19 protein-coding genes are annotated in these 16,704 nt (G+C 68.8%); 10 read left to right on the forward strand and 9 right to left on the reverse strand.

All coding sequences use genetic code 11. From position 1 onward, the window contains the following. The 5 genes from mfd to ACK5F2_RS10960 form a co-directional block, all read left to right on the forward strand. On the forward strand, positions 1-1,926 hold a 1,926-nt coding region (mfd, locus tag ACK5F2_RS10940), incomplete at its 5' end, for a transcription-repair coupling factor (protein WP_409864626.1). A gap of 105 nt (positions 1,927-2,031) precedes the next feature. Next, a complete protein-coding gene (locus ACK5F2_RS10945; protein ID WP_409864627.1) occupies positions 2,032-2,379 on the forward strand; it encodes an antitoxin in 348 nt (115 codons plus the stop codon). Continuing rightward, positions 2,376-2,801, forward strand: a complete 426-nt coding sequence (locus ACK5F2_RS10950) for a type II toxin-antitoxin system VapC family toxin (protein WP_409864629.1) — start codon at positions 2,376-2,378, stop codon at positions 2,799-2,801. Before ACK5F2_RS10945 ends, ACK5F2_RS10950 begins: the two co-directional genes overlap by 4 nt. Positions 2,802-2,806: 5 nt before the next feature. Beyond that, a complete protein-coding gene (gene serB, locus ACK5F2_RS10955) occupies positions 2,807-3,544 on the forward strand; it encodes a phosphoserine phosphatase SerB (protein WP_409864630.1) in 738 nt (245 codons plus the stop codon). Beyond that, positions 3,541-4,101, forward strand: a complete 561-nt coding sequence (locus ACK5F2_RS10960) for a flavin reductase family protein (RefSeq protein ID WP_409864631.1) — start codon at positions 3,541-3,543, stop codon at positions 4,099-4,101. Before serB ends, ACK5F2_RS10960 begins: the two co-directional genes overlap by 4 nt. 15 nt (positions 4,102-4,116) lie before the next feature. Here ACK5F2_RS10960 and rraA read toward each other — a convergent pair whose 3' ends face one another. Both rraA and ACK5F2_RS10970 read right to left on the reverse strand, forming a co-directional pair. Then, the gene (gene rraA / locus ACK5F2_RS10965; protein ID WP_409864633.1) at positions 4,117-4,641 is read right to left on the reverse strand and encodes a ribonuclease E activity regulator RraA; all 525 of its coding nucleotides are present in this window, start codon (positions 4,639-4,641) and stop codon (positions 4,117-4,119) included. Between the two features lie 61 nt (positions 4,642-4,702). Next, on the reverse strand, positions 4,703-4,930 hold the full coding sequence (locus tag ACK5F2_RS10970) for an RNA-binding S4 domain-containing protein (protein ID WP_409864634.1): 228 nt from the start codon (positions 4,928-4,930) through the stop codon (positions 4,703-4,705). A gap of 88 nt (positions 4,931-5,018) precedes the next feature. Here ACK5F2_RS10970 and ACK5F2_RS10975 point away from each other — a divergent pair, with 88 nt between their 5' ends. After that, on the forward strand, positions 5,019-5,351 hold the full coding sequence (locus tag ACK5F2_RS10975) for a YnfA family protein (RefSeq protein WP_409864635.1): 333 nt from the start codon (positions 5,019-5,021) through the stop codon (positions 5,349-5,351). Here the strand turns inward: ACK5F2_RS10975 and ACK5F2_RS10980 are convergent. Both ACK5F2_RS10980 and ACK5F2_RS10985 read right to left on the reverse strand, forming a co-directional pair. After that, complete coding sequence (locus ACK5F2_RS10980; RefSeq protein WP_409864636.1) at positions 5,348-7,060, reverse strand: thiamine pyrophosphate-binding protein; 1,713 nt, start codon at positions 7,058-7,060, stop codon at positions 5,348-5,350. The two genes, ACK5F2_RS10975 and ACK5F2_RS10980, sit on opposite strands and share 4 nt — an antisense overlap. Positions 7,061-7,157: 97 nt before the next feature. Further along, the gene (locus tag ACK5F2_RS10985) at positions 7,158-8,411 is read right to left on the reverse strand and encodes an MFS transporter (RefSeq protein ID WP_409864637.1); all 1,254 of its coding nucleotides are present in this window, start codon (positions 8,409-8,411) and stop codon (positions 7,158-7,160) included. Positions 8,412-8,502: 91 nt separating this feature from the next. Here ACK5F2_RS10985 and ACK5F2_RS10990 point away from each other — a divergent pair, with 91 nt between their 5' ends. From ACK5F2_RS10990 to ACK5F2_RS11000, 3 genes are all read left to right on the forward strand, one after another. Then, positions 8,503-9,369, forward strand: a complete 867-nt coding sequence (locus tag ACK5F2_RS10990; RefSeq protein ID WP_409864638.1) for an AraC family transcriptional regulator — start codon at positions 8,503-8,505, stop codon at positions 9,367-9,369. 54 nt (positions 9,370-9,423) lie between these two features. Then, entirely contained in the window at positions 9,424-10,527 is a 1,104-nt protein-coding gene (gene nadA / locus ACK5F2_RS10995; RefSeq protein WP_409864639.1) for a quinolinate synthase NadA, read from the forward strand. Between the two features lie 126 nt (positions 10,528-10,653). Beyond that, a complete protein-coding gene (locus ACK5F2_RS11000; protein WP_409864640.1) occupies positions 10,654-10,941 on the forward strand; it encodes a late competence development ComFB family protein in 288 nt (95 codons plus the stop codon). A 36-nt stretch (positions 10,942-10,977) separates the two neighbouring features. Here the strand turns inward: ACK5F2_RS11000 and nadB are convergent, their stop codons facing one another. From nadB to ACK5F2_RS11025, 5 genes are all read right to left on the reverse strand, one after another. After that, positions 10,978-12,606, reverse strand: coding sequence for an L-aspartate oxidase (gene nadB / locus ACK5F2_RS11005; RefSeq protein ID WP_409864642.1), 1,629 nt, complete (start codon positions 12,604-12,606; stop codon positions 10,978-10,980). Positions 12,607-12,705: 99 nt separating this feature from the next. Further along, positions 12,706-15,303, reverse strand: coding sequence for an ATP-dependent chaperone ClpB (clpB, locus tag ACK5F2_RS11010; protein WP_409864644.1), 2,598 nt, complete (start codon positions 15,301-15,303; stop codon positions 12,706-12,708). A 65-nt stretch (positions 15,304-15,368) separates the two neighbouring features. Continuing rightward, on the reverse strand, positions 15,369-15,752 hold the full coding sequence (crcB, locus tag ACK5F2_RS11015) for a fluoride efflux transporter CrcB (protein ID WP_409864645.1): 384 nt from the start codon (positions 15,750-15,752) through the stop codon (positions 15,369-15,371). Beyond that, positions 15,749-16,237, reverse strand: coding sequence for a molybdenum cofactor biosynthesis protein MoaE (locus ACK5F2_RS11020; protein ID WP_409864646.1), 489 nt, complete (start codon positions 16,235-16,237; stop codon positions 15,749-15,751). The genes crcB and ACK5F2_RS11020 overlap by 4 nt, the downstream gene beginning before the upstream one ends. Before the next feature lie 42 nt (positions 16,238-16,279). Next, positions 16,280-16,441 carry a hypothetical protein gene (locus ACK5F2_RS11025; protein WP_409864647.1) on the reverse strand — a complete coding sequence of 54 codons (162 nt, stop codon included), beginning with the start codon at positions 16,439-16,441 and terminating at the stop codon, positions 16,280-16,282. Between the two features lie 67 nt (positions 16,442-16,508). Here ACK5F2_RS11025 and ACK5F2_RS11030 point away from each other — a divergent pair. Then, positions 16,509-16,704: hypothetical protein (locus ACK5F2_RS11030; RefSeq protein WP_409864648.1), on the forward strand; the 196-nt coding region annotated here is incomplete at its 3' end.

Raw genomic sequence — 16,704 nt, forward strand, 5'->3', positions numbered from 1 at the left:
TTCCTGCACCTGGTCTATGCCGACAAGGCCACGCTCTATGTGCCGGTGGCCCAGCTGCACCTGATCAGCCGCTACACCGGCGTCAGCGCCGAGGAGGCGCCACTGCACCGGCTCGGGTCCGGGCAATGGGAGAAGGCCAAGCGCCGCGCGGCCGAGCAGGTGCGCGACACCGCGGCCGAGCTGCTCAACCTCTACGCCCGCCGCGCCGCGCGCGAGGGCTTTGCCTTCCGCTACTCGCCGCATGACTACGAGGCCTTTGCCGCCAGCTTCGGCTTCGAGGAAACGCCGGACCAGCGCGCCGCCATCCATGCGGTGATCCAGGACATGATTTCGCCCAAGCCCATGGACCGCCTGGTCTGCGGCGATGTGGGCTTTGGCAAGACCGAGGTGGCGCTACGCGCCGCCTTTGTGGCCGTGATGGGCGGCAAGCAGGTGGCCCTGCTGGCCCCCACCACCCTGCTGGCCGAGCAGCATTACCAGAACATCGCGGACCGCTTCGGCAAATGGCCGGTCAAGGTGGCGGAGATGAGCCGCTTCCGCTCCAGCAAGGAGATCAAGGCCGCGATGGAAGGCCTGGCGGACGGCAGCATCGACATCGTGATCGGCACCCACAAGCTGATCTCGGGCGATGTGAAGTTCAAGCGCCTGGGCCTGCTCATCATCGACGAGGAGCACCGCTTCGGCGTGCGCCACAAGGAAGCGATGAAGGCCATGCGCGCCGAGGTGGACGTGCTCACCCTCACCGCCACGCCCATCCCCCGCACCCTGGGCATGGCCCTGGAAGGCCTGCGCGACCTCAGCGTGATCGCCACCGCGCCGCAGCGCCGCCTGGCCATCAAGACCTTTGTGCGCACCGAGATGACCGGCGTGATCCGCGAGGCCGTGCTGCGTGAGCTCAAGCGCGGCGGCCAGGTCTACTTCCTGCACAACGAGGTCGAGACCATCGAGAACCGCAAGCAAAAGCTCGAGGAGCTGCTGCCCGAAGCGCGCATCGTCGTGGCCCACGGCCAGATGCCCGAGCGCGAGCTGGAGCGGGTGATGCGCGAGTTCGTGGGTGGCAAACACAATGTGCTGCTGTGCTCGACCATCATCGAGACCGGCATCGATGTGCCCAGCGCCAACACCATCATCATCAGCCGGGCCGACAAGTTCGGCCTGGCCCAGTTGCACCAGCTGCGTGGCCGCGTGGGCCGCTCCCACCACCAAGCCTATGCCTATCTGATGGTGCCCGATGTGGAGGGCCTGACCAAGCAGGCGGCCCAGCGCCTGGAGGCCATCCAGAACATGGAGGAACTGGGCTCGGGCTTCTATCTCGCCATGCACGATCTGGAGATCCGCGGTGCCGGCGAGGTGCTGGGCGAGAACCAGAGCGGGAACATGATGGAAGTGGGCTTCCAGCTCTACAACGACATGCTCTCGCAGGCGGTGCGCGAGCTCAAGGCCGGCCGCGAGCCCGACCTGCTCTCCCCGCTCTCGGCCACCACCGAGATCAATCTGCACGCCCCCGCCCTCTTGCCCGACGCCTACTGCGGCGATGTGCATGTGCGGCTCTCGCTCTACAAGCGCCTGGCCACGGCCGAGAAGAGCGAGCAGATCGACGCCATGCTGGAGGAGATCACCGACCGCTTCGGCAAGCTGCCGGCGCAGGGCCAAACCCTGTTCGACACCCACCGCTTGAGAGTGCTGGCCAAGCCCTACGGCGTGCTCAAGATCGATGCCGCGCCCACGGTCATGAACATCAACTTCCGCCCCAACCCGCCCATTGACGCCATGCGCGTCATCGAGCTGGTGCAGAAGAACCGCAATATCAAGCTGGTGGGCAATGACAAGCTGCGCATCGACAAGGCGCTCAGCGATCCCAAGGACCGGGCGCAAGCCATCCGCGAGGTGCTACGCCTGCTGGGGCAGCCGATCAGGCAGGATTGATCCGGGCTTGAGCGCGACCACGGGCCGAACGCCTGAGGCCAAAACACCCGGCATATGCCGCAGCATAGGCTAGACTCAAAGATACTTGCCCGCCGGGAGTCCGCCATGCCAGACGCCAAAGAAATATCGCCTGCCTATGCAACGTCCGATACAGCGCCCGGCGCTGCCGAAGCCGGCGCGCGGCATGTGCGCCTGTTCCGCAACGGGGCCAATCAGGCCGTGCGCATCCCCAAGGAGTTTGAGCTGCCTGGCCAGGAGGCGGTGATGCGACGTGAGGGTGAGCGCCTGATCATCGAGCCCGTCAAGCCCCGGTACGAAAAGGGCTCGCCGGCGGCGCTCTTGGCCCTGCTGGACCGCTGGGCCAAAGAGGGACCGATTGACGACGAGTTCCCCGATGTGGATGAAGGCCTGCTGCCGCTGGACGACATCATTCTTGAAGAGCCAGACGCATGAGCGTCAGGAGCGCTTCCCTGTATTTGCTGGACACCAACGTCATTTCGCACCTGATGCGCTACCCGCTTGGCGCCGCCATGCAGCGCCTGCTGCAGCTACAAGGCGAAAGCCAAGCGGCCACAATCTGCACCAGCGTCTTGGTGCAGTACGAATTGCGCTACGGCCTGCAGCGCAAGAGCAACCCCAGGTTGCAGCAGCGATATGAAGAGGCGATGGACTTCATCACCGTGCTGCCGCTTGATGGCGCCGTGGCGACGCCCTACGCCACCCTGCGCACCCAGCTCGAAGCCGCCGGCACCCCCATCGGCCCTCACGACACCCTGATTGCCGCCCACGCCCTGAGCCTGGGCGCCACCCTGGTCAGTGGCGATGCCGAGTTCGCCCGCGTGCCGGGCCTGAGCCTTGAAAACTGGCTGGATTGAACCCCATGACTGCCCACAACGACCCGCACACCGACACCGCAGCCCTGCCCGCCCTCGTCACCCAGGGCTTCACGCCGCCGCTGCGCCTGGCGGACTTCCGCATCGCGGCCTTCGACATGGACTCGACCCTGATCAATATCGAGTGCATCGACGAGATCGCCGCCGCCGCGGGCAAGAAGGCCGAGGTGGCGGCCATCACCGAGGCCGCGATGCGCGGCGAGATCACCGATTTCAAGGACAGCCTGCGCCGCCGCCTGGCCCTGCTCAAGGGCGTGCCCAGGTCAGCGCTAGAGCAGGTCTTGACTGAGCGCCTGCAGTTCAACCCCGGTGCGCGCGAGCTCTGCGCCGCGCTCAAGGCCGCCGGCTGCAAGCTGCTGCTGGTCTCGGGCGGCTTCACCTTCTTCACCCGCTTTGTGGCGGCCGAGCTGGGCATGGACTTTGTGCGCAGCAATGAGCTGGCGTTCGACGCGCAGGGCGCGCTGACCGGTGGCCTAGTGATGCAGCCCTGGGGCGAGATCTGCGACGGCGAGGAAAAGCGCCGCATGCTGCTGGCCTGCTGCGCCGAGATCGGCGCCGACGCCGCCACCCAGGCCATTGCGGTCGGCGACGGCGCGAACGACCTGCCCATGATGGGCGCCGCCGCCCTCTCGGTGGCCTACTGCGCCAAACCCAAGGTGCGCGAGCAGGCCATGGTGGCCATCAATAGCGGCGGGCTGGACAGCCTGCTGACGGTGCTGCGTTGAGAGTTCCGGTCGAGCTCTCCAAGGCCTCACGCCTGCTGAATCATGGCCCCACGGTGCTCGTGGCCAGTGCGCACGGCGGGCGGCGCGATGTGATGGCCGCGGCCTGGAATATGCCGCTGGACTTCAGCCCGCCCAAGGTGGCCGTGGTCATCGACAAAAGCACCTATACCCGCGCGCTGATCGAGGCCTCGGGCGAATTCGTGCTGGCCGTGCCCTGCGCGGCCCAGGTGGATCTGGTCAGCGGCGTGGGTCAGCACTCCGGCCGCGACATGGACAAGTTCGCCCACTACGGCATCGCCACCGCGCCCGCCAGCCAGGTTCAGGCCCCGCTGGTGGAGGGCTGCCTGGCCTGGCTGGAATGCCGCATCTACCCCGAGCCGCACAACCAGCAGACCTACGACCTCTTCCTGGCCGAGGTCGTCGCCGCCTGGGCCGAGGACTGGGCCTTCAAGGATGGCCACTGGCAAGACCTGCCCCCCGCGCACCGCGCCCTGCACCATCTGGGCGGCGGCAACTTCCTCACCAGCGGCGGGCCGGTGCTGCAGGGCCGGGGCTGAGGTCGATCAAGGCGGCTAGAGCGTGCCGCCGTGCAGGCGCTGCGCCGAGATCACGGTGCCGTCCTCATCGGCATAAAGCCAGTCACCGGGCCGCACCCAGACACCGCCGCCGATCTGCAGCGCTACATCGGCCACACCCTGGCCGCGCCGCTCGGTGGGCAGGGGCATATGGCCCAGGGACAGAATGCCCAGCTCGGTCTCGCGCAACTCGGCCAGATCGCGCACGCAGCCGTGGATCAGCAGACCGGCCCAGCCGTTCTTGGCCGCCGCAGCCGCCAGATTGCCGCCCAAGAGAGCCCGTTTCATGGAGCCGCCGCCATCCACCACCAGCACCCGGCCCTGGCCCGGCGACTCCACGGCCTGCTTGACCAGGCTGTTGTCTTCCAGGCAGCGCACCGTGGCGACAGGCCCGGCAAAGTCCACATGCCCACCATAGCTGCGGTAGAGGCCGCCGGGCAGAACCCGGAAGGCCCCGCTCTCATCGCCCTTGTGGGCATCGCAGAGATCGCAGGTCGAGAAGGCGAGAGGCAACAGGCTCATCGAGGGGCTCCGTGCGTGAACGCGAAACGATGAGCCCCGGGGGGCTCACCCGGCGAGGTTATCAGCCCTGGGGCGCCTGCACGAGGATGGCGGGCTGGCCCTGCAGCTGCACGCGCTGGCCGGCGCGAATCTTGGCCGTCTTGCGCGACTCGGCCTGGCCATCCACCCGCACCAAGCCCTCGGTGATCATCATGCGGGCGTAGCCGCCGCTGTCCGCCAGGCCCGTGGCCTTGAGCAGCTTGTCCAGTTCGATGTACTCGCCGCGCAGTTCAAAGGAAATGTCTTGCATGACGGGATTGTCGCCGAGGGGGTGGGCGCCAGCGGTGCTACCGTTGCATACCGCCCGCTGTGCTTCAGTCGTCCCGTGCCCTGATACCGTGTTTGATCTCAAGACCCTCGCCCTGTTTCTCGTCACCGCCATCGCCGAGATCGTGGGCTGCTACCTGCCCTATCTCTGGCTCAAGCAAGGCAGGAGCGCCTGGCTTTTGCTGCCGGCCGCACTGAGTCTGGCGCTGTTCGCCTGGCTGCTGACCCTGCATCCCACGGCCTCCGGTCGGGTCTACGCGGCCTATGGCGGCGTCTACGTCTTCACCGCCCTGGGCTGGCTCTGGCTGGTGGACGGCATACGCCCCACGAGCTGGGACCTGATCGGCGGTCTGGTGGCGCTGGCCGGCATGGCCATCATCATGTTCGCGCCACGCCAGGCCTAAACGCCCGCCCGTCGCTGCTCGGCGGCGGCGCGGATGGCGCTGAGCGTGCTGCGGCTGGTCGACACATCCGCGTCCAGCTTCAGGTGCAGCAGCGTGGGCTGCTCGGGGTGGGCCAGGGCCTCGCGCAGCGCGGGCTCGAAGTCCTCGGTGCGCGCCACGCGGGCCGCGCGCCAGCCATAGGCCTGGGCCAGGGCGGCGAAGTCAGGGTTGAAGAGATCGCTGCCCGAGACACGCCCCGGGTACTCGCGCTCCTGGTGCATGCGGATGGTGCCGTAAGTGCCGTTGTCCACCACCACCGAGATCAGGCGCTGGGCGCCATAGCCGGTGGCCGTGGCCAGCTCCTGGCCGTTCATCAGGAAATCGCCATCCCCAGCGATATTGACCACCCAGCGCTGCTGGATCAGGGCCGCGGCCACGGCCGCCGGCAGGCCATAGCCCATGGCCCCGCTGGTGGGCGCCAGCTGGCTGCGGCCATGCTGATGCAAGGCCGTGTAGGCATGGAAGCGGTGCAGCCAGCCGCTGTAGTTGCCGGCGCCATTGGTGAAGATCGTGCCCGCGGGCAGGCCCGTGGCGAGCTGGCGCACGACCTCGGCCATGTCCAGCGGACTCACCGGCGTGGGCTGGCGGTTGGCGAGATAGTCGGCATTGGCGCGGCGCGTCCAGTCGCGCCAGGGAATGTCGTCGGGCGGCGGCAGCTCGGCCAGCGCGGAGGCGGCGCAGCCCATGCTGGCATTGATCATCAGATCCGCCGCATAGACACGGCCCAGTTCCTCGGGCCCGGCGTGGATGTGAATCAGCTGCTGCTGCGGGCGCGGCGCCTGCAAGAGCGTGTAGCCACTGGTGGTCATCTCGCCCAGGCGCGGGCCCAGGGCCAGGATCAGATCGGCCTCGCGCACCCGCGCCGCCAGCTTCGGATTGATGCCTATGCCCACATCGCCGGCGTAGTTGGGGTGGGCGTTATCGAACAGGTCCTGAAAGCGAAAGGCGCAGCCCACCGGCAGCTGCCAGGCCTCGGCCAAGCGCTGCAGCGCGGCCGTGCTCTGGGGCGTCCAGCCACCGCCGCCGGCGATCAGCAGCGGTCGCTGGGCGGCCGCCAGGCGCTCGCGCAGCTCGACCAGGGCGGCGGGCGTGGGCGCGGCCTCGGCGGCGCGCACGCGCGGCAGCACGGGGGCCGTCGTGGCGCGGGTCAGCATGTCCTCGGGCAGCACCAGCACCACGGGGCCGGGCCGGCCCTGCAGGGCGGTGTGGAAGGCGCGCGCCACGTACTCGGGCAGGCGGTCGGCGTCCTGCACCTCGCCCACCCACTTGGCCATGCCCAAGGTGCCGGGGCCGAACATCTGGCGGTAGTCCAGCTCCTGGAAGGCCTCGCGGTCGCGCTGGTCGCTGGCCACCTGGCCGATGAAGAGAATCATCGGCGTGCTGTCCTGGAAGGCGGTGTGCAGGCCGATGCTGGCATTGGTGGCGCCCGGGCCGCGGGTCACGAAACAGATGCCGGGCCGGCCCGTGAGCTTGCCCTGGGCCTCGGCCATGAAGGCCGCCCCGCCCTCCTGGCGGCAGGCGATGAAGCGGACCTGCTCGCGGTGCTCGTGAAAGCCGTCCAGCACGGCCAGATAGCTTTCGCCGGGCACACCGAAGACATCGGTCACGCCCTGGGCGATCAGGGCTTCAACCAGGGCGTGGCCGGCAAGACGGGGGATGGATAGGCTCATGCCGCCCGACTGTAGCCAGCCTTGAGCGAGATCGGCATGGGGGCGGCCCCTGGGGGCCAGGGGCGTTGAAACGACGCTCGGCCTGTCGCCCCGGACCTCATGCCGGCTGCGCCGCGCCGCGCCGCACAATGCTCAGGCCCACCAGCGCGGCCGAGCCTATGCCCAGCCCCAGCGCCAGGGCCGCGCCACTGAAGACCCCGGCCGCATGGCCGCGGTCCAGCAGGGCGCCGAAGATGGGCGCAGCCAGGGCAAAGCCCAGATCCAGGCCCGAGTACACCGTGCCATAGACGCGGCCGGTGGCACCCGGGGGCGCGGCGCGCTTGATCAGCATGTCGCGCGAGGGACCGGCCAGGCCGGTGCCAAAGCCCGCCAGCGCCGTCAGGCCCAAGGCCAGCAGCGGGGGCAGCCAGCCCGAGGCGGTGAGCAGCAGCAGCAGGGCCGCGGCCGCCATGGCCAGGGCGATGGTGCGCTCCAGGCGCTGTACCCGGGCCACCAGAAAGCCGCCCGCGACCATGCCTGCGGCGCCGGCGAGCATATAGCCCGTCACCACATAGGCGGTGATGGACAGGGGCAGACCATACATCTGGCCCAGGGCCGGGCTGGCAAAGCTCTGGATGGCCGAGAGCGCCGCCGTGGTAAAGAAGAAAAAGCTGAAGCACAGCCAGACCGAGGGCAGGCGCAGAAAGGCCAGCGGGTGCTCCTGGGGCGCGCCCTGCACATGCTTGGCGGCATGGGCCCATTGCCCCTGCCGGTCATCCAGCGCCGCGCGCTGCCACCACAGCAGGGCCAGCACGGCCAGGGCCAGTAGGGCCGTGCCCAGATAGGCATGGCGCCAGTTGCCCGTGGCCTCGGCAATGCCGATGGAGAAGACCGGCGCCAGGGCCCAGCCCAGATTGCCGCTGATGCCATGCACCGAGAAGGCATGGCCCAGGCGTGATTGGGAGACGCGCTTGTTGAGAATGGTGAAGTCGGCCGGATGGAAGGGCGAGTTGCCCAGACCGGCCAGGGCCGCGGCCAGCACCAGGCCGGCAAAGCCACCGGCCAGGCCAGCCGCCAGCGAGGCCAGCACAAAGCAGATCATGGCCGCAAACAAGACCGGGCGCGCGCCGATGCGGTCCACCACAAAGCCCGCCAGCGCCTGACCCAGGCCGGAGATGATGAAGAACACCGTGACCAGCAGGCCCAGCTCCGAGTAGCTCAGGCCAAAGTCGCGGATGAAGGCCGGGAACAGCGGCGGCAGCAGCAGGTGAAAGAAGTGGGAGCAGCCATGCGCCAGACCGATGAGGCTGATGGTGCCGTAGTCGCGGCGCGCCTGCGCCCGGGCATCTTGTGTGAGTGCTTGTGTGTTCATGGGCTCAATGTAGGCGCCCCCACGCCGACGGAGTTACGATAGTTCGACAGGGTCTATCGCATTTGCGCCAAACCCACCGAAAGTGACTCCCATGCGCCGCACCAGCCTGCCGCCCGCCGACCCGCTTCGCTTTGCCCCCAGCCCCGAGCGCCCGCTGCGTGGCAAGGCCCGGCTCATGGCGCACAACATGGACATCCAGCCCCACCACCATGCCTGGGCCCAGCTCGTCTTCTCTATGGCCGGGGCGGTGCGTGTCAGCGCCGAGCAGCGCAGCCTCGTCGGCGCGCCCCTCAATGCGCCGAACGATGCCGAAGCCCTGCTGGCCTGCACCTTCATCGTGCCGCCCTCGCGGGCGGTGTGGATTCCACCGGGCGTGGTGCATGCGGTCACGGCCATCGAGCAGGCCGATCTGCGCACCCTGTATCTGCATGCCAGCCAGCTGGACAGCACACAGCCGCCCTGGTCGCAATGCCGGGTGCTGGAGGTCTCGCCCCTGCTGCGCGAGCTGGTGCTGCAGCTGACCGTGGATCCCGATGCCCAGCCCGAAACGCCCGCCGATGCCGAGCGCGAACGCTGCATCGACCATCTGATCGTGGACGAGCTGCGCCGCGCGCGCAGCCTGCAGCTGGGCGTGGCCCTGCCGCGCGACAAGCGCCTGCGTCGGCTCTGCGAGGCCCTGATCGAAGCCCCGGCGCGCCACGCCAGCCTGAGCGGATGGGCGCGCGAGGTGGGCGCCAGCGAGCGCACCCGCTCGCGCCTGTTCCGTGAGCAACTCGGCACCGGCTACACCCAGTGGCGCAGCCAGGTGTTGCTGGCCCATGCCCTGTCCATGGCCGCGCGCCACACCCCCATGAACCTGATCGCGGCCGAGCTGGGCTATGCCAGCGCCAGCGCCTTCACGGCCATGGTCACGCGCACCGTGGGCATGCCGCCCAGCCGCTTCTTCGCCGAGGCCTGATCCACAAGCCCCTGCCCCGGCGGCCACCGCGGCGCGGCGCCTAAAATCCCGGCCATGAGCCAGGTTCTTTTCGACTACACACGCCAGGACGCCACGGGCGAGAGCTGCACCGCTCATGCCTGGGCCAAGGTCCCGCCCCCGCTGAACCCCAGCCAGCGTCGCGAACTCAAGGCCCGCGCGGCCGCCCTGCTGCAGGCCCGCAATGCCGTGCTGGTGGCGCACTACTACGTAGACGGCGATCTGCAGGACCTGGCCCTGGAGACCGGCGGCATCGTCTCGGACTCCCTGGAGATGGCGCGCTTCGGCCGCGACCATGCGGCCCAGACCCTGGTGGTGGCCGGCGTGCGCTTCATGGGCGAGAGCGCCAAGATACTCAGCCCCGAGAAGCGGGTGCTGATGCCCGATCTGGACGCCACCTGCTCCCTGGACCTGGGCTGCCCGGCCGAGGAGTTCGCCCGCTTCTGCGACGCCCACCCGGACCGCAAGGTGGTGGTCTATGCCAACACCAGCGCCGCGGTGAAGGCCCGGGCCGACTGGATGGTCACCAGCTCCTGCGCGCTGGAGATCGTCTCCCACCTCAAGGCCCAGGGCGAGAAGATCCTGTGGGCGCCCGACCGCCACCTGGGCCGCTACATCCAGGAGCAGACCGGCGCCGACATGCTGATGTGGAATGGCGCGTGCATCGTGCACGACGAGTTCAAGGGCTTGGAGCTGGACCTGCTGCGCGAGCAGCACCCCGATGCCATGATCCTGGTCCACCCCGAGTCGCCCAAGAGCGTGGTGGACAAGGCCCATGTGGTGGGCTCCACCTCGGCCCTGATCAAGGCCGTGGTCGAGGGCCGGGCCCGTGAATACATCGTGGCCACCGACAACGGCATCCTGCACCGCATGCGCCAGCTGGCGCCCGACAAGGTGCTGATCGAAGCGCCCACCGCCGGCAACAGCGCCACCTGCAAGAGCTGCGCCCACTGCCCCTGGATGGCCATGAACGGCCTGCAGGGCGTGGTGGACTGCCTGGAGCAGGGCCTGGGCGAGATCCAGGTGGAGGAGCCGGTGCGCGCCCAGGCCAAGGCCTGCATCGACCGCATGCTGGACTTCACCGCCGCCCTCAAGGCCGGCAAGGCCCCGGGCCTGCAGCCGCATCTGGGGGCGGCCTGAGCCTGCCGGCCTCCGCTCGCGTTCGGTGGCGCGCAGATGCGGGGGCGGGGCATGGTTTTTCGTGATCTGCAGCGGCTATAAACGCTTTATCGTTGCCGCCGACATCCAGGACAGGAGCATTCCGCCATGACCGACTTCACCTCCCTCCACAACCATCACGAACGCGAGGTCTTCAACGAGGTGATGGCGCAAGCCGCCGACTTCTCCGATGTGGCCGGCAACGAGGGTCTGCTGGTGGATGTGGCCTGCGTGGCCCTGAACCGCCTGCCCCCGCGCTACATCCGCCACCAAGTGGACTTCGCCTTCTATCTCACCGAGTCCGAGCGCCTGGAGATGAATGTCGCGATCCGCGAGGCGGTGAGCTACGCCTTCAACTTCGTGCGCGCCCGAAGCGCGCTGCGCAGCCGCGGCTGACGATGCCGCGCCGCGGCCCTTGCGCCGCGGTATCTCTCAAGCGCCGCGCCAGCTGCGCTCGGCGATCAGCACCGTGGGGAAGCTCACCGGCAGGGTCTGTGGGTAGTCGCGGCTGTAGTGCAGGCCGCGACTCTCGTGGCGCAGCAGGGCCGAGCGCACGATGAGCTCGGCGCAGTCCACCAGATTGCGCAGCTCCAGCAGATCGCGGTTGACGCGGAAGTTGGCGTAGTAGTCCTCGATCTCGTCGCGCAGCAGATGGATGCGGTGCAGGGCCCGCTCCAGGCGCTTGGTGGTGCGCACGATGCCCACATAGTTCCACATCAGAAGACGCAACTCATCCCAGTTGTGGGCGATCACCACCTGCTCGTCCGCATCTTCCACCTGGCTTTCGTCCCAGGCCGGCAGGGGCGCGGGCGCCAGCTCGGCCTGGCCCAGGACGTGATCGGCGCAGGTCTGGCCCAGCACCACGCATTCCAGCAAGGAATTGCTGGCCAGGCGATTGGCGCCGTGCAGGCCGGTATAGCCGGTCTCGCCCACGGCATAGAGGCCTGGCAGATCGGTCTGGCCGCTCAGATCGCTGACCACGCCACCGCAGGTGAAGTGCACGGCCGGCACCACCGGAATGGGCTGCTTGGCGATATCGATGCCCAGGGCCAGGCAGCGCGCGTGAATGGTGGGGAAATGCGCCTTGAGGAAGGCCTCACCCAGATGCGTGGCATCCAGCCACACATGGTCCAGGCCATGCTTCTTCATCTCGAAGTCGATGGCGCGGGCCACGATATCGCGCGGCGCCAGTTCCATGCGCTCGTCATGTGCGGCCATGAAGCGCGTGCCATCGGGCAGTTTGAGGTGACCGCCCTCGCCGCGCAGGGCCTCGGTGATCAGGAAGCTGCGCTCCTGCGGGTGGTAGAGACAGGTCGGGTGGAACTGGATGAACTCCATATTCGCCACCCGGCAGCCCGCGCGCCAGGCCATGGCGATGCCGTCGCCGGTGGAAGTGTCTGGGTTGGTGGTGTAGCGGTAGACCTTGCCCGCCCCGCCGGTGGCCAGCACCACGGCACGCGCGGCCAGGGTCTCGACGCGCTGGGCGTCGATGTCCAGGGCATAGATGCCGTAGCAGCGCGGCGACTCCTGGCGCTGCACATGGCGCGAGGTGATCAGGTCCAGCGCCATCCAGCGCTCACGCAGCGTGATGTTGGGATGCGCGCGCGCCGCCGCCAGCAGCTGGTCATGGATGGCCTTGCCGGTGGCGTCCGCCGCATGGGCGATGCGACGCACCGCATGGCCGCCCTCGCGAGTCAGATGCAGGCCTAGCGGGCCGTCATCATCCGGCGTGAAAGGCACACCCTGCGCCACCAGCCAGGCCACAGCGGCCGCGCTGCGCTCGGCAATGAAGCGGGCCGTGGCCTCGTCCACCAGGCCGGCGCCGGCCTCGCGGGTGTCACGCACATGGCTGTCGATGCTGTCATCGCTGCCCAGCACGCCCACGATGCCGCCCTGGGCCCAGGCCGTGGCGGCCTCGGTCAGATCGCGCTTGGCCAGCACCACCACGGGCACCTGATCGGCCAGGTGCAAGGCCACGGTGAGGCCGGCCAGACCGGCGCCAACAATCACAACGGGAGCAGCAGACGTCATCGAGTAGCCGCCCCGCAGAACCGGGTTCATCAGGGCGTCATGCAAAAGAGATGGCGGATTCTAGAAGCCCCCCAATAACAAAGGCCGGCACGGGGCCGGCCTTGCTCACGCGGGAGCAGCGTCCCGGCCTCAGTGCACCACGCGCCCAAAGCTGAACTCGCCCGCCTCCACGCCCACCGGAATCACATCCTTGGGCCCGAAGAGGCCCTGCAGGATGAGTTTGGAGAGCGGGTTCTCGATGCGCTGCTGGATGGCGCGCTTGAGCGGCCGGGCGCCGAACACCGGATCGAAGCCCACCTTGGCCAGCTCGTCCAGGGCCTCCTCGCTGACGTCCAGCTTCATCTCCAGCTTGTCCAGGCGGGCCTCGAGCTGGGCCAGCTGGATGCGGGCGATGGACTTGATGTGCTCCGCACCCAGGGCGTGGAAGATCACTGTCTCGTCGATGCGGTTCAGGAACTCGGGCCGGAAGTGGCTCTTGACCTCGCCCCAGACCGCCTCGCGGATCACCTCTTCCGATTCACCCGCCAGCTGCATGATGTGCTGGGAGCCGAGATTGGAGGTCATCACGATCACGGTGTTCTTGAAGTCCACGGTGCGACCCTGGCCGTCGGTCAGGCGGCCGTCGTCCAGCACCTGCAAGAGCACATTGAACACATCCGGGTGGGCCTTCTCCACCTCGTCCAGCAGCAGCACGCTATAGGGCTTGCGGCGCACGGCCTCGGTCAGGTAGCCGCCCTCGTCATAGCCCACATAGCCCGGGGGCGCGCCGATCAGGCGGCTCACCGAGTGCTTCTCCATGAACTCGCTCATGTCGATGCGGATCATGTGGTCTTCGCTGTCGAAGAGGAAGCCGGCCAGGGCCTTGCACAGCTCGGTCTTGCCCACGCCCGTGGGGCCCAGGAACAGGAAGCTGCCCAGGGGCCGGTTGGGGTCGGACAGGCCGGCGCGGCTGCGGCGGATGGCGTCGGCCACGGCCACGATGGCCTCGTCCTGGCCCACCACGCGCTCATGCAGCTTGGCCTCCATCTTGAGCAGCTTGTCGCGTTCGCCCTGCATCAGCTTGGACACCGGAATGCCGGTGGCGCGCGAGACCACCTCGGCGATCTCCTCCGCGCCCACCAGGGTGCGCAGCAGCTGGGCGCGGCCCGCGCCGCCGGCGGCCTTGCCGGTTTCCTTGTCCTGGGCTTCCTTGAGGCGCTTCTCCAGCTCGGGCAGCTTGCCGTACTGCAGCTCGGCCACCTTGTTGAAGTCGCCCTTGCGCTTGAGCTCCTCGATCTGGAACTTGATCTTGTCGATCTCTTCCTTCACATGGGCGCTGCCCTGGGCCTGGGCCTTTTCATGGGTCCAGATCTCTTCCAGGTCGTTGTACTCGCGCTGCAGCTTGAGCAGCTCTTCCTCGATCAGGCCCAGGCGGCGCTGCGAGGCCTCGTCCTGTTCCTTCTTGACCGCCTCGCGCTCGATCTTGAGCTGGATCATGCGGCGGTCCAGCTTGTCCATGACCTCGGGCTTGGAGTCGATCTCGATCTTGATCTTGGCCGCGGCCTCGTCGATCAGGTCGATGGCCTTGTCGGGCAGGAAGCGGTCGGTGATGTAGCGATGGCTCAGCTCGGCCGCGGCCACGATGGCCGGGTCGGTGATCTCCACGCCATGGTGCACCTCGTACTTCTCCTGCAGGCCGCGCAGGATGGCAATGGTGGCCTCCACCGTGGGCTCGTCCACCAGCACCTTCTGGAAGCGGCGCTCCAGGGCGGCGTCCTTCTCCACATACTTGCGGTACTCGTCCAGCGTGGTCGCGCCGATGCAGTGCAGCTCGCCGCGGGCCAGGGCCGGCTTGAGCATATTGCCGGCGTCGATGGCGCCCTCGGCCTTGCCCGCGCCCACCATGGTGTGGATCTCGTCGATGAAGAGGATGATGCGGCCCTCGTCGGCGGCCACTTCCTTGAGCACGGCCTTGAGCCGCTCCTCGAACTCGCCCCGGAACTTGGCGCCGGCCAAGAGGCCCGCCATGTCCAGCACCAGCACGCGCTTGTCGCGCAGGGAGTCCGGCACCTCGCCGTTGACGATGCGCTGGGCCAGGCCCTCGACGATGGCGGTCTTGCCCACGCCGGGCTCGCCAATCAGCACCGGGTTGTTCTTGCTGCGGCGCTGCAGCACCTGGATGGCGCGGCGGATCTCGTCGTCGCGGCCGATCACCGGGTCCAGCTTGCCCTGGCGGGCGCGCTCGGTCAGATCCAGGGTGTACTTCTTCAGCGCCTCGCGCTGGCCCTCGGCCTCCTGGCTGTCCACCTTCTGGCCGCCGCGCACGGCTTCCACCGCGCCCTCCAGGCCCTTGCGGGTGAGGCCATGGCCGCGGGCAATGCCGGCCAGATCGCTCTTGGCGTCCGCCAGCACCAGCAGGAACATCTCGCTGGCGATGTAGTGGTCGCCGCGCTTGGAGGCTTCCTTCTCGGCCGCCTGCAACAGGCCGATCAGGTCACGGCTGGGCTGGACCTGCTGGCCCTCGCCCTGCACCTGGGGCAGGCCGGCCAGAATGCTATCCAGCGCCGCCTTGAGCGCCGGCACCTTGACGCCGGCACGCTCCAGCAGCGCACGCGGCCCGTCCGCCTGGGCCAGCATGGCGCTGAGCAGATGGGCCGGCTCGATATAGGGGTTGTCGCGGGTGACGGCCAGGCTCTGGGCCTCGGCCAGGGCTTCCTGAAAACGGGTGGTGAGCTTGTCGACTCGCATGGGATGGTTCCTCCGTTGGCGAGCAGATAGGACTCTGCCCGGCGATTTCAAGACCGCCGCATGATTCAGGGCTTGAGCAGGATCAAACGCATCAGTGCCAGGCCCAGAGCCGCCGCCCCCAGCGAGCCCAGCACATGAGCCGCGCTGTGCGCCAGGGCCCAGCCGAACTGACCACGCTGCAAGAGCGCCAGGGACTCGCCCGAAAAGGCCGAGAAGGTGGTGAGCCCACCCAGAAAGCCCGTGACCAGCAGCAGCTTGAGCAGCTCATGGGGCTGGCGGCCGAAATACTCCAGGGCCATGCCGATCAGCAGCCCGCCCGCCAGGTTCACCAGCAAGGTGCCCAGGGGAAAACCGGCCCAGCGGGCATTGAGCCAGAGGCCGGCCTGCCAGCGCAGCAGGGCCCCGGCAGCGGCGCCCAGGGCCACGGCGACGGCCGGTGCCCAGCTCATGATGCGGCGGCGTTGGCCGAGGCGATGCCCCAGCGCGCCAGGGCCGCGTCATCGCTCTCGCGGGCATCCACCCAGCGGGCGCCGTCGGCCGTGTGCTCCTTCTTCCAGAAAGGGGCCTGGGTCTTGAGATAGTCCATCAGGAACTCGCAGGCCTCGAAGGCCTGGCCGCGGTGACGGCTGGCCACCAGCACCAGCACGATCTGGGCGCCGGGCGCCAGCGGCCCCACGCGGTGTATCACCCGCGCGGCGCGGATCTCGAAGCGGCGAAAGGCCTCGTCCACCATGGCCTCGATGGCCGCCTCGGTCATGCCGGGGTAATGCTCCAGCTCCATGCAGCTCAGGCTGCCGCCACCGTCGCGCACCGTGCCCACAAAGCTGACCACGGCGCCCACCTCCCCGTCCGCGCCGCGCAGGCGGGCGGTCTCGGTGCTGAGGTCGAAATCTTCGGTCTGTATGGCCACGCGGGCCGCGGTGTCGGCAGGCATGGCGGGATTGTGTCATTGCGCCACAGCCCTCAGCCCACGGCATCAGCCCCCGGCCTGCAGCTCGAACTCCAGCAACACCTCGTCCTGCACCGCCAGCAGGCCGCCGGGCAGGGCAAAGGGCTGCAGGCCCAGCTCGCTGTGGCGCAGCACCAGAGCACCGGCCAGGCGCGGCGCACCCGGCTCGCCGCTCAGGCGCAGGGCCACATCCGACTCATGCTGGTGGGGCCCACGCTGCCAGCGCACCCGGGCCAATCTGCTGGGCCCGCGCGGTGTGGATGCGCAGCGCCAGCCCGAGCTGCGCCTGGACCTGCTGGCCCTGCGCGGCGAGCCGCCGCGTCTGGCGGCCCGGGTGCGCTGGCAGCGTGGGCCCCACCAGCATGAGTCGGATGTGGCCCTGCGCCTGAGCGGCGAGCCGGGTGCGCCGCGCCTGGCCGGTGCTCTGGTGCTGCGCCACAGCGAGCTGGGCC

The organism is Roseateles sp., assembly GCF_046300915.1.
In the GTDB taxonomy this organism is placed as follows: domain Bacteria; phylum Pseudomonadota; class Gammaproteobacteria; order Burkholderiales; family Burkholderiaceae_C; genus Kinneretia.

Excerpts from the sequence above, each read along its gene's own strand:
- nadA (WP_409864639.1), top strand. The coding sequence starts at position 9,424 with ATGAGCCAGGTTCTTTTCGACTACACACGCCAGGACGCCACGGGCGAG.
- ACK5F2_RS10970 (WP_409864634.1), bottom strand. The coding sequence starts at position 4,930 with ATGCAAGACATTTCCTTTGAACTGCGCGGCGAGTACATCGAACTGGAC.
- clpB (WP_409864644.1), bottom strand. The coding sequence starts at position 15,303 with ATGCGAGTCGACAAGCTCACCACCCGTTTTCAGGAAGCCCTGGCCGAG.
- ACK5F2_RS10950 (WP_409864629.1), top strand. The coding sequence starts at position 2,376 with ATGAGCGTCAGGAGCGCTTCCCTGTATTTGCTGGACACCAACGTCATT.
- ACK5F2_RS10990 (WP_409864638.1), top strand. The coding sequence starts at position 8,503 with ATGCGCCGCACCAGCCTGCCGCCCGCCGACCCGCTTCGCTTTGCCCCC.
- ACK5F2_RS11020 (WP_409864646.1), bottom strand. The coding sequence starts at position 16,237 with ATGCCTGCCGACACCGCGGCCCGCGTGGCCATACAGACCGAAGATTTC.
- ACK5F2_RS10980 (WP_409864636.1), bottom strand. The coding sequence starts at position 7,060 with ATGAGCCTATCCATCCCCCGTCTTGCCGGCCACGCCCTGGTTGAAGCC.
- rraA (WP_409864633.1), bottom strand. The coding sequence starts at position 4,641 with ATGAGCCTGTTGCCTCTCGCCTTCTCGACCTGCGATCTCTGCGATGCC.
- ACK5F2_RS10945 (WP_409864627.1), top strand. The coding sequence starts at position 2,032 with ATGCCAGACGCCAAAGAAATATCGCCTGCCTATGCAACGTCCGATACA.
- crcB (WP_409864645.1), bottom strand. The coding sequence starts at position 15,752 with ATGAGCTGGGCACCGGCCGTCGCCGTGGCCCTGGGCGCCGCTGCCGGG.
- ACK5F2_RS11000 (WP_409864640.1), top strand. The coding sequence starts at position 10,654 with ATGACCGACTTCACCTCCCTCCACAACCATCACGAACGCGAGGTCTTC.
- serB (WP_409864630.1), top strand. The coding sequence starts at position 2,807 with ATGACTGCCCACAACGACCCGCACACCGACACCGCAGCCCTGCCCGCC.
- ACK5F2_RS10985 (WP_409864637.1), bottom strand. The coding sequence starts at position 8,411 with ATGAACACACAAGCACTCACACAAGATGCCCGGGCGCAGGCGCGCCGC.
- nadB (WP_409864642.1), bottom strand. The coding sequence starts at position 12,606 with ATGAACCCGGTTCTGCGGGGCGGCTACTCGATGACGTCTGCTGCTCCC.